This window comes from Bifidobacterium sp. MSK.13.1 (assembly GCF_019131435.1).
GTDB classification, from domain to species: domain Bacteria; phylum Actinomycetota; class Actinomycetes; order Actinomycetales; family Bifidobacteriaceae; genus Bifidobacterium; species Bifidobacterium pseudocatenulatum.
In genome coordinates this window covers 53,782-66,580 of the sequence record NZ_JAHOMM010000002.1, presented here as the reverse complement: position 1 = coordinate 66,580, position 12,799 = coordinate 53,782, and the positions used below count along the sequence as shown (strand labels likewise).

At 57.7% G+C, this 12,799-nt stretch carries 6 protein-coding genes; all 6 read right to left on the bottom strand.

Annotated features, from left to right (window positions below):
- Positions 1 to 200: 200 nt before the first annotated feature.
- The 6 genes from KSY55_RS02990 to aroC all read right to left on the bottom strand — a co-directional run bounded on the left by KSY55_RS02990 (position 201) and on the right by aroC (position 12,788).
- The gene (locus KSY55_RS02990; protein WP_217749539.1) at positions 201 to 1,883 is read right to left on the bottom strand and encodes a L,D-transpeptidase family protein; all 1,683 of its coding nucleotides are present in this window, start codon (positions 1,881 to 1,883) and stop codon (positions 201 to 203) included.
- Positions 1,884 to 2,029: 146 nt separating this feature from the next.
- A complete protein-coding gene (locus KSY55_RS02985) occupies positions 2,030 to 3,691 on the bottom strand; it encodes a CTP synthase (protein ID WP_004221727.1) in 1,662 nt (553 codons plus the stop codon).
- Positions 3,692 to 3,823: 132 nt separating this feature from the next.
- Positions 3,824 to 9,082: a type I pullulanase gene (gene pulA / locus KSY55_RS02980; RefSeq protein WP_217749540.1), complete on the bottom strand. Its 5,259-nt coding sequence runs from the start codon at positions 9,080 to 9,082 to the stop codon at positions 3,824 to 3,826.
- 406 nt (positions 9,083 to 9,488) lie between these two features.
- Positions 9,489 to 9,938, bottom strand: a complete 450-nt coding sequence (locus KSY55_RS02975) for a type II 3-dehydroquinate dehydratase (protein WP_004221719.1) — start codon at positions 9,936 to 9,938, stop codon at positions 9,489 to 9,491.
- A gap of 20 nt (positions 9,939 to 9,958) precedes the next feature.
- Positions 9,959 to 11,578, bottom strand: coding sequence for a bifunctional shikimate kinase/3-dehydroquinate synthase (locus KSY55_RS02970; protein WP_217749570.1), 1,620 nt, complete (start codon positions 11,576 to 11,578; stop codon positions 9,959 to 9,961).
- A gap of 16 nt (positions 11,579 to 11,594) precedes the next feature.
- Positions 11,595 to 12,788 (bottom strand): chorismate synthase, encoded by a 1,194-nt coding sequence (gene aroC / locus KSY55_RS02965; protein ID WP_004221715.1) that lies wholly within the window; start codon positions 12,786 to 12,788, stop codon positions 11,595 to 11,597.
- Positions 12,789 to 12,799 lie beyond the last annotated feature (11 nt).

Genomic DNA, 12,799 nt, shown 5'->3' with positions numbered 1-12,799 from the left:
GGCGCTTGGTTCTCTGCCACCGTACGCTGCCTCCAATCACTCGTTTGTACCTATGACAACCTAACAGAACGTGGGGCTAAACACTAGCGCCCCTTTCGCTATTCGGCAATGATTTGTCGTGATTTATCTTACATAGCGTAAAGGCGGAAACCGAACATTCAGTCTTCCGCCTTTGCGTCTTTCTGCCGTTAGCCCGCATATCAGGCCTGAACGTGAACCGTCGTTCCCATCAGGCACCAATTGTAGAACCATTCAGCCTGATCCCAGCCGACGCCGACGCAACCATGGGACGTGTTCTTCCCCATAGCCTGAATACTGCTGTCGTTAAACGCACTTTGAGTGGCGATGCGATGAATCGCGCAACCTGTTTTCGAGAAATAGTTGACGAATCCAACATCCTTGACATCCCACTTCTCGGTGTTTCCATCCGATAGGGTAAGGGTGCCGCTCATATCTTGGGACTGGTACTTGAGCCACACTTTGAAGTCACCGTCAGGCGTGCAGTTGTCGTAGGAGTTCGGATCGCAGTAGGTTGGCGTGCACAAGTCGCCGCTCGGCTGGCACTGGCCCGTCTGATAATCATTGCCCTGACCGGCAGACATATGCATGACACGGACGGTCTGCCCATTTTCAATGGCTGTAACGGTATGCGAAGACAAGCTGACTACCACGGTACGCGTGGTTTTTTTCTCATTCTGTGGGTCGCAAGTGCCTTGAATACTTACTGAATCAGAACCTTTGGCAAACGCCTCAGCGGCATCACGGCCAACATTGGTGTCGCTACCATCAGTAACGGTTATACCATCATGCCCAGCTACATTGGTTTGCAGCACATCACCGACACTATTAACGATGACATCACCGTCAACTCGATCAGCATGGAAGTTCGATTTGATGGAATCGTTATAGTATTGCTGCAATTTGTCACCATCGATAATCAAAGAGCCATTTCGGGTTTGATTATCGCCGAGCTTCTCACTATCCGGTCCAAGCGTGATGGCCGATGCAATGGACTGCGCACCGAATTCCGCCACTTTATGGTCGCCGATCTTGATAGCCACCGGCTTCGCTATCCACGCGTCAGCAGAAGCCTTGGCCTCGTTGGCTTGGTCATCCGTGATGGCGGGATCAGTAACCTTACTTTTAAGAGTCACCATTTGAGCGGTCTGCTTGCCAAAGGACTCAAGCACGTTCTTGGCTTCTTTGACGATATCCGTCACATCGATACCAGTCCCCTGCTGACCTGGCGTCACATCGAAAGCGGTACCATCCGCGTTGAGCTGTAGCGACGGGTTGGTGGCGGACACGGACTGCACTCCCAACATGTCACCTACCGTCTGGGCGCTGACTCGAGAATCATCGAAAGACTCGACGTCGACATCCTCACGGGTCCAGAATGCATACTTCTGAAAGAAGGAATCGTCACGTTTCGCATTCATCACATTTTCGGCGATGGATTCCGCGTCAATGGCGACGCCAAGATCCTTCAACGTGACTTTCTTGCTCGTTCCCTCATAGGAAACGGGAACCGTTAATGATTCCGCCGTATCGGAAATCTCTTGGATGATATGATCTCGGGATTGTCCTGTCATGGACTTGCCCCAGAGCGTGACACCTGGCAACGCATGTGACTGGAAGAACCAGTATCCGCCGCCGGCCACGGCACCGAGAAGAAGCATCACCGCAAGAACAATCCACAGCCACAACAGGTGGCGCTTCTTGCTGGCATTCACAGTCAACGCTGCACCATCATCAATGGAATCGGCCGTTTCGGCAAACGAATCCAAGCTCACCTGCGAGATGACTTTTGGTTCATCGCCCATGTTCGGGAAGGCGAACTTACCGTTGCCGCTTTCCGGAGAATCCATATCGTTCAAGCTCATGCTCCCTCGTAAAGGTTTTTCATTACGAATACGTCTTGTTGATAATTCAAGGCCAAGCCCTTATTATGCAACATGGCCATGAACTCCTTTGGACTCATGACCATGTTGCATATCGGGTTATCCGACGTTAATCACAATTCGTCGATTTAGCGCTCCTGCTGGTGGTCCAGAGCGGCCTTGACCAGACCTGCGAACAGCGGGTGCGGCTTGGTCGGGCGGGACTTGAACTCAGGATGAGCCTGAGTGGACACATAGAACGGGTGCACCTCGCGAGGAAGCTCGACGAACTCGGTGAGTTCGCCGTCCGGACTCTGGCCGGAAATGCGCAGACCCGCTTCACGCAGACGGTCCTTATATGCCACGTTCACTTCGTAACGGTGACGATGACGTTCAGTGACATGCGTGGTGCCGTACAGTTCCGCGACGATGGAACCTTCTTCAAGCTCAGCCGGATAGGAGCCAAGACGCATGGTGTGTCCCATGTCACCATTGCCGGCGACGATGTCTTTCTGCTCCTCCATGGTTGCGATGACTGGGGTCGCGCAATCGGGCTCGAACTCGGTGGAGTTCGCGTCCTCCAAGCCGAGGACGTGGCGGGCGTATTCGATGACCATGGACTGCAGGCCGAGGCACAGGCCGAGGGCCGGCAGCTTGTTCTCACGGGCGAACTTCAGGGCACCGATCTTGCCGTCGATGCCACGGATGCCGAAGCCTCCGGGAACGACGATGCCGTCGACCTGGTCGAGCGCGGCGGCCGCGCCCTCCTCGGTCTCGCACTTATCGGCGGCGACCCACTTGACGTTCACCTTGGCATAGTTGGCGAAACCACCGGCCTTAATGGCTTCGGTGACGGACAGGTAGGCATCCGGCAAATCGATGTACTTGCCGACGATGGCGATGTTCACCTCATGCTTCGGGTGGTGCACACGCTCCAGCAGGTCCTCCCACTCGTCCCAATCGACATCGTGGAACGGCAGGCCGAGCTCGCGCACGACATAGGCGTCGAGGCCTTCGTCGAACAGGGTCTTCGGCACGTCATAGATGCTCGGGGCGTCCACACAGTTGACCACGCCTTCGGAATCCACGTCGCACATCAGGGAGATCTTGTCCTTGATGGACTGATTCAGCGGGCGGTCGGAACGAAGCACCAGCGCGTCCGGGGAGATGCCCAGCTGACGCAGCATCATGACGGAGTGCTGGGTCGGCTTGGTCTTGAGCTCATGGGCGGCGGCAATGTACGGTACCAAGGAGACGTGCACGAACATGCAGTTCTCGGCGCCCAGATCGCGGCGGACCTCACGCGCGGCCTCCAGGAACGGCTGGGATTCGATATCGCCGACGGTGCCACCGATTTCGGTGATGATCACGTCGACGTCATCGGACGCCTGCGCACGCATGCGGGACTTGATTTCGTTGGTGATGTGCGGGATGACCTGCACGCATTGTCCAAGGTATTCGCCGGCGCGTTCCTTGCGCAGCACTTCCTGGTAGATCTGGCCGGTGGTGACGTTTGCCTTCTGGCTCAGGTACACGTCAAGGAAACGCTCATAGTGGCCGATGTCGAGATCGGTTTCGGCACCGTCTTCGGTGACATAGACTTCACCATGCTGGAATGGATTCATCGTGCCCGGATCCACGTTGATGTACGGATCGAGCTTCTGCTGCAAAACCTTGATGCCGCGGCTACGAAGCAGGCGGCCGAGGGAGGAGGCGGTCAGGCCTTTGCCGAGAGAGGAAACGACGCCACCGGTGACGAAAATATGCTTGGTAACGTGCTCTTGAGAATTGCCATGTTGTCTTCTAACCATGGAACTTCAGTCTATCAGCGGCATGAGACGCGGCGTGTTTCCTTCAATACAAAAAGGCGGGGCCATCATTGCCTTGATGGCCCCGCCTAGCAGGAATAGGAGATACATTCAGTCAATCATTGGCTTATGAGATCAGTCCTCCTTTCTGCGGGAGGCCGCGAACGCGAACACGGATGCGATGGCAAGAGCCACCGCGGCCAGTGCGAAACCGGTGATGGCGGAACCAGTATTCGGGCTTTGCACAGCATCGCTCTTCTTGTCGGGAGCTGGCTGGACCGCGGGTTTGCGCACGGTTACCGTGCGCGTGAAGGTGGCGGTCTTGCCCCTGCTGTTGGTCACCGAGTACACGAGCGTGTATTCGCCTTCCTTAGAGGTATCGACCGAACCTTCGACCGTGATCTTGTCGGTCAGATCGCCGTCAACCTCATCCCATGCGCTGACGCCGGACATCGGATCGAACTTTGATCCCAGAGTCACGCTGTCGGAAGCCACCAGACCCTTGATGACAGGCGCGCTGTCGGTATCGGGCTTGGTGCTGCTGTCGAGTTTCAGCACAGTGGCAGACAGTGCGCCCGCTTCGTACGAGGCCCCTTCGGCGAGATCGACATTGGCGATAGCATCATCGGAGTAGACCTTGCCGTCGGCTGCAAGCACTTGGTAGGAGCCGTTTGCCAAGCCTTCGATCGCGGTCTTGTCTGCGTTGGCGTTGAAGATCACCACGTAGGTGCCGTCGGACTGCTCGGCCTGGTAGGCCACGACGCCGTCAGCGGACTTGAGCATCGTCACGTTGGCGTTGATGTCGTTGTAGTCGGTCAGACGCAGCGCGTTGATCTGCTTGCGCAGCTTGATCAGGCCCTTGACGTAGTCGACGGAATCGGCGTACTGGGTGGTGCGGTCCCAATCGATGGCGTTCACCGCGTCGCCCGTGTTGTAGCTGTTGCCGTCTCCGCCCTTGGTGCGCAGGAACTCTTGGCCGAGCTGGATCGCGGGGATGCCTTCCGACAGATACACGACGGAGTCGGCAAGCTTGGCACGTGCCACGGTCGTGGCGTCGTCATCCGTCGGGACGGACTTCCTGAGCTTGTCGTACAGGGTCATGTTGTCGTGGATTTCGGCATAGTTGACCACCTGTCCGGCATCGGCGTAGTGATCCTGCGCGTTGCCGTTCCAGCAGGTCGTGGTCGCGTTCTCGTCGTACTGGCAGCCGAGCACGTTGTGGGCGATCAGGCTCTCCTGGTCGGCCTTGCCGGAAACGAAACCGGTGTCGGTGTCGGAGAACACGGATCCCTTCAAGCCGTCACGCACGGAATCGTTGAAGAACGCGATGCCGTTGTTCGTGCCGTCGGACGCGACTTGGTACGCGTTCGGCTGGATGGTCATCTCGCCCTCGTCCATGGTGGTGTTCATATCCCAGCCTTCGCCGAGGATGATGATGGACGGGTCGATCTCGTCGAGCGCTGCACGCACTTCCTTCATCGTTTCGGTGTCGATCAGACCCATGAGATCGAATCGGAAGCCGTCGACGTTGTAGTTCTTCGCCCAATACGTCACCGAATCGACGATGTACTTGCGCATCATCTTGCGCTCGGAGGCCGTATCGTTGCCGCAGCCGGAGTTGTTGACCAGGGAACCGTTGTCATCATAACGGAAGTAGTAGCCGGGAACGGTCTTGTTGAACGAGTGGTTGGCGGCATTGTAGACGTGGTTGTACACCACATCCATGATCACGCGAATGTCGTTCTCGTGCAGTCCCTTGACCATCTGCTTCATTTCGGTGACGCGAGAGGCGGGGTCGGATGGATCGGAGGAATACGAGCCTTCCGGCACGTTGTAGTTCTCCGGATCGTAGCCCCAGTTCTGCGCACCTTGCGCGTTGTAGCTCAGATCGCCGGTCTCATCAACGGAACCGTAGTCGTACATCGGCATGATCTGCACGTGGCTGACGCCCAACTGCTTGAGATAGTCAAGACCGGAGGTGGCGCCGTTCGCCGTCTTCGTTCCGGATTCCACAACACCCAGATACTTGCCCCGCTTGTCGGCTGAGATTCCGGAATTCGGGTTGATGGAGAAGTCGCGGATGTTCATTTCGGCGATGGTGGCGTCAGTGGTCTTGCCGAATTCCGGCATGCGGTCGCCTGCGGAGCCCATGTCTTCGCTGGAGAGCACCACGGAACGTTCGCCGTTGGCGACCGCAGCGGTCGCGTACGGGTCGGCGGAGACGTTCACCGTGCCGTCCGCGAAGGTGAGCTTGTAGGAGTAGGCCGTGCCGCTAGCAAGGTTCTTCACCAGGGCGCTCCACACACCCTTGTCTTCAGAGGCCATGTCGATGGTCTTGTCGACTTCGGCATTCACATCGTCGGACTGGTAGGTGACAAGCTCAACCTTGGTGGCGGTTGGAGCCCACACCTTGAATCCGGTCTTCGCGCTCGTGTAAGTGGCGCCCAGATCGTCGCCGTCATAGGCGTACTTCTTGTCGAAGGCATCCGTACGCACCACCGAGCCCGCAATGGCGTCCTGCGAACCGAAGCCCTTGACTTCGACGGTGTACTTGCCTCGCACGTCAAGATCCTTGGCCGTGGTGATGATCACCTTGGTGCCGTCGGTCTTGATGTTCTTGACATCTACAGCCTTGCCGTCGGCGTCAGTGACGGAGACCTTGCCTTCAAGCTCATCCGCAGTGACCTTTTTGGACAGTCTTGCGGTCAGCTTGTTGACGTCGGAGATTTCAACGGACTTCATGGACGCTCCCAACGATGGACGTGAGGAATACACGGTGGCGTCGCCGCCCATCAGCCACACTTCGGCCGATGCGGTGCCGTCCGATTCGTTGAACACCAAGGCGTTTGACGGGATCTTGTAATCGGCGTCATCCGGATCCTTGGCCTTCCACGCATCCTTTCCGTAACGGCGCAGCATGCCGATGTCGGAGGCTCCGTCGACGTTGTAGTAGGTGTAGTTGGTGAAGGAGTATTCCGCGACCTCGCCCCAGTCATCGTGGGTGGTGAAGGTGGCGGCTCCGCCGTTCCAATTGGAAGCCCAGGTCCAGATGTCCCACTGGGGAACGGTGACCGAGGTGTCTTCGGCGTTGTAGTACAGGCCGTCATCACGGTTGTAGTGGACCTTCACGGTAACGGTGTTGGCCTTGCATTCGTAGTCGCTCGGAGCGGAGTCGAGGGTTTCGACGGTGGTCGATTCGCCTTGATCCTCATATTTGGTGCCGTCGATCCACACTTCGGCTGTGCCGTCGGCGTTCACCGTGGCGCTACGGTCGCCACCGTACTTGTTCCAGTCTGCGGTGGTGACGATGAAGCCGAACTTGTCGAACTTGCCGCCGAAGGTCAGCGTAGCCACCTTGCCCCAGCAGTCAGCTCCGGTGAAGGGATGGTTGACTGCCGAGAGGCTCGAGCCGCCAGCGTCTGTGCCCCACACGTACACGCCGCGATTATCGGAATCGCTGGCTGGCTTGTAGTGCACGACGAGTCGGGTCTGGCCGTTGACGGATTCCGGATTACCCACGGTCGCGGCCTGATCGGCCACACCCACGTGCGTGATGCCCGCGTTGGCGTGGTAGTTGCCGCCGCCCTTCGGGTTCTCCCACTGGTCGGTGCCGGTATCGTGAAACACGAAGTCGATCTTCTTGCCCCTGGTGTCGATGGTGGCGCGATAGTACCCCTGCTCGTCGAGGGTCATGTCGGCTTCCGGCTGGTTCCAGTCATCGCCAAGACCGTAGTGGACCTTCGGGCTCTTCCAGCTGGAATCGGCGGGCTTGTAGTAGATGGTGACGCTTCTGTCGTCGGGCAGGGTCTCGTCCCCTTCCTGGTTCACGTCAGGATCGGACGGGTCGTTGGCCACGCTGGATGCCGGGTGGCTGTCCTTGGTGGCGCCTGCATACAGTGCGATGGCGGAATGCGCCGGTACCGTGGTCTCGACCTTGCCGTTCTTGACGCTTACAGTCTGGGAGCAGTCCATGGTGGCGTACACGTTGCAGTATTCGCCGTCGGCGAGCGATGTCGTGTAGGAGGCGTCCTTGTCGGTCTTGCCGTTGTTGATGGCGATGAAGCCCTTATCCCCGCGGGAGAAGGCGATGTTGTCGCCGCCGTCATCCTGCCAGTCGGCGACCTTGGTGCCGTTGACGTAGTTGCGGAAGGCGATCATGCCTCGGGTGGAGGTCCAGCGCTGCTCGCAGTTCCAGTCGGAGCTGTTGGTGGAACAGACCTCGTCCATGTTCACGTCCGGAACGGATGTGGCGGCGGCTCCCGGTGCGCCGTTGTCGTTCTCATCCCACTTGTAGTCGGAAAGCAGACGCGGCGTGCCGTAGTCGTAGGCAAGCATGAATGCGTTGGCCAGCTGATACTTGGCACCGTCCTTGTAGGTCAGGGCGCCCTCGTTGCGCGCGGTGTCCCAGTTGGTGACGAACACGTTGGCGTCTTCGGAGGCGAGATCCTTGCTCAACCGCTCATTAAGTCCCTTGAGGTTTGCGATCTTGTCTTTGAAGGTCTGGTTCATTTCGGACTTGAAGCCGAATTCGGTCACCGTGCCGTTTTGCACGTAGTTGCTCGGCTGGATGCCCGCGGCTTCGGAGGAGTTCCCGATGACCTCCTGGATCCAGTAGATGCTGTCGGCATTCACGCCGATCTTCTTTGCGAACTTCTCCTTGATGGCCTTCATGCTGTCCGTGTGGATGTGCTTGACGGCATCCATACGGAAGCCGCGAACACCAGCATTCCACAGGGCGGCAAGATAGTCAGATTGAATATCCTGGACCTTTTCGCTCTCGGAGTCGAAGTCCCACATGGAGCTCAGGCGGCATTCCTGGACTTCCTGCTGGTTGGCGTAGTTGGAGATGTTCTTGGAGCAGCTGTGGAAGTCGGAGGCCGTGATGCCTTCCGGATACTGTTCGGTGGCAAATCCCGGGTAGTCGCCGGTCGAACCGTTGTATTCGGTTCCTGCGACGCCGGTCTGCTTGCCGTCGGCCACGTCGGCACCGGTGGTCTGGTTCAGCACAACGTCGGCGATGATGTCAACGCCGACGGCATTGCACTGCTTGATCATGTTTTTGAATTCGGCTTCCGTGCCGAGCTTGGAATCGAGCTTGTAGCTTACCGGCTGGTAGGACGTCCACCATTGCGTGCCTTGGATGGATTCCTGCGGCGGCGACACCTCGACGTATGCCACGCCTTCCGGACCGTATGTGCTCGTGCATTCCTTGGCGACCGTGTTCCATGTCTGCTGGAAGGCGATGACCTGCACGTCTTTCTTCGCATTCGTTTGCGCCTCGGGCTGAGCCTGAGCCATATGCGGTACCGCCACCAAGGTGGCGCACGCCATGGCGGCGGCGACGCCTATGGCCACCGCACGGCTAGCCGGCCGATTCATTCGCTGAACGACCATTGTTCTCCGTTCTCATCGTTGAGATCGAATTCCGGCCCCCATGGCAGGTTCCGCCCTTCGACAACGTATGCGCCATGGTCATCCGCGTTACCTGCGGATCATCTAAGACACACTCTGCGATGAATGTGCATACGTTTGCACCCTAGATCGGGGTTCATCGTACAGTAGATGCTGCGCATCGCAATGAAACAGCGTGACCGATTGCAATATACGGAAAAGAAGGACAAGCGAAAGAAAATGCTTTCAGCAACAATTCATTGTATTGCGCAAAACGGCAATCATATTTGCGATTGTTGCAGCTTTTTCTGCAAACGAATGCAATGCTATGTAAAAACCGGATGCCCATCAAGAGCATCCGGCATTCATAGTTCCTCCGAGACTATCTCAAGGGGAAATCGGAAAATCATCACTTCGATTCCAACAGATGCGCCACCGCATCCAACGCCAGCTTGTAGCCATAGAACCCCATACCGGTGATAGTGCCCGTCGCTACTGGCGAGATCACGGAACGCTTGCGAAATTCGTCGCGTGCGGATGGATTGGAGATGTGAACCTCCATCAGCGGCAATCCCTCATCGATCACCATGTGCGCGGCATCTGCCAGACCGTAGGAGTAATGGGTGAAAGCCGCCGGATTCATCACGACCGGGGTCTTCTCGTCGGCGGCCTGGTGCATCCAGCCGATCATCTCGGCTTCGTCATCGCTTTGACGCACTTCCACGTCAAGACCAAGCTCGCTGCCCCACTGCGCGCACAGGGTACGCAGGGTTTCAAGATCCTGCTTGCCATACACGTCAGGCTGACGCACGCCAAGACGGCCAAGATTCGGCCCATTGACGACCACTACTTTAGTCATATTCCACTTCCCTACCTTGTTTACTGCTGAATACGACGGAACGCCTCTTCAACGGCGTCCGCAGGCGGATCCTCAAGATGAATCGGATGGCCGACGCCCTCAAGCACCACGAAACGAAGCTTATTGCCGCGAGCCTTCTTATCCCGGTGCATCAATGCGAGCACATCATCCCATGTGCCATTGTTCCAGGACGTAGGCAGCCCCAGAGATCCCAACAACGAACGATGATAGTCCACGAGATCCTGATCGATGTACCCCAGAAGATGCGACAGTTCGGCTGCATACACGCAACCGACCGCCACCGCATTACCATGACGCCAGCGGAAATGCTCAATCTTCTCGATGGCATGACCGAGCGTATGCCCATAGTTGAGGAATTCGCGCAATCCCGCCTCTTTAAGGTCGGCGGACACATGGTAGGCCTTCACGCTCACGGTATGTTCGATAAGCTCCGCGACCACATCCTTCAGGCCGGAATCCAAGAACGTCGACCCGTCGAAGGCACGCAATTCACCGGCATGGTCCTCGAGGATCTGCAGAATCTCCGGGTCCATGATGAAACCGGACTTGGCGACCTCGCCCAATCCTTCGATGAAGATGTCGTTCGGCAGTGACGCAAGCGATTTCAGATCGGCAAGCACTCCGGCAGGCGTATAGAAAGAGCCGACCAGGTTCTTCCCCTGAGGGGTATTGATGCCGGTTTTACCGCCGGTCGAAGCGTCAACCATGGCCAGCAACGACGTCGGGCAGTTCACGTAGCGAATGCCACGCATCCATGTGGCAGCCACAAACCCCGCCAAATCGGTTGCCGCGCCGCCACCAAGGCCGACGATCGCGTCAGAACGAGTGAAACCCTCATCCCCCAAACGCTGCCAGATACCATTGGCCACTTCAATGGTCTTGCCGGCCTCCGCGTCGGGAATCACAATATCGTACGCATCATAGCCCGCCTGACGCAACAAAGTACGCGCACGGTCCGAATGACGCTGCACCGGCTGGGTGTGGATAAGCGCCACTTTGGCAGGCTTGCTTCCCAACACCTGCGCAAGCTGGCCCATCACACCCTCTCCGATACGAACATCGTATGGTTCGATGGTGGAACCGGTGACATGGACTATACGTTGATCAATCATTTCCATCAGCTTTCTCGCCGCGGCTTGGGGAGACTGGCCACGCGTGCCCACATGCACGTTCGCCACGCTCCTGAACACCGGGTCACGTTCCTTGTAGAGCTTCTTCCAACGCTCATTGGCATCGCCATTAAGCATCGGACGGCCTCCACCGCGATTTGCCCGCTCCATGGCTTCCTCAGGATCGGCCATAAGATACACGACCTTGCCGCCGTCCGCGATATACTGCGCCAATCCTTCCTGAATGGAAGGCGTCATCGGCGCTCCCCCACCCAAGGAAAAGATACCGTCGAAATCCTCGAGCATATCAAGCACGACGTCGCTTTCCAGCCTCCGGAATTCCGGTTCCCCATACTTTTCGAAGTACTCGGGAATCCGCATTCCGGCATCATGCTCAATCTCATTGTCCGCATCGGCGAACGGCAGATTCATCATCTGCGCCACTTCCTTGCCGACACGAGTCTTGCCCGCCCCCATCATGCCGATGATCACGGCGACAGGCCTACGCATACCACTCATAGACGAATCACCTCATATGCTCAGGCCATGAGGCAACGTACTGCTCGGCGTTACGCTTGGTTTCGGCAACGCAATCGCCGCCAAACTTCTCAAGCACATACTGCGCGATGGTCAAACGCACCATCGCCTCGGCAACAACAGCCGCCGCCGGAACCGCAGTATTGTCGGAACGCTGGTTAATGGCCTGCGCCGGCTCGCCCGTGGTCACATCGACGGTACGCAACGCCTTCGGAATGGAAGGAATCGGCTTCATCGCCGCACGTACGACGATCGGCTGCCCATTCGACATGCCACCCTCGATACCACCCGCACGGTTGCTTAGACGCGCAATACGGCCGTCATCGCCCACCACCATTTCGTCATGAGCCTGAGAACCCGGACGCATGGCCTCAAGGAAACCATCACCGATCTCCACGCCCTTGATGGCCTGAATACCCATCACCGCACTGGCAAGAGCAGCATCAAGACGACGATCCGATTCAACATACGTGCCCACGCCTGCGGGAACGCCGTACACCACAACCTCGATCACACCGCCCAACGTATCGGCGTTCTCCTTCGCCTCATCAATACGGGCAATCATCCGCTCTTCCGCATTCTTGTCAAGAGTGCGCACCGGAGAAGCGTCCAACGCCTCAAGATCCTCCGGCTTGGGAAGCGTGGCCTGCTGCGGATCGGTAATACCTGCGCCACCAATGGAAAGCACATGCGAAACGGTACGAATACCGAACGCCTGCTCCAAGAACTGCTTGGCAACCTCACCCAACGCCACACGCGAAGCCGTCTCACGCGCGGAAGAACGCTCCAACACCGGACGAGCATCATCAAAACCATACTTACGCATGCCAGTCAAATCCGCATGCCCCGGACGCGGGCGAGACAACGGGGCATTGCGGCCCTCACGAGCAAGCTCATGATCAAGCGGATCCGCACTCATCACCTCAGTCCACTTCGGCCACTCGGTGTTGGCGATCTCAATGGCCACCGGAGAACCAATCGTCTCACCAAAACGCACACCAGTCAGCATACGAACCTTGTCCTGCTCGAACTTCATACGCGCGCCACGACCATACCCAAGACGACGACGCGCCAACGCGCCAACAATATCCTCCGTGGTGATATGAACGCCCGCGGGCAATCCCTCAATCATGGCGACAAGCGCCTCACCATGCGACTCGCCTGCTGTCTGCCAACGCAACATGCCAACTCCTT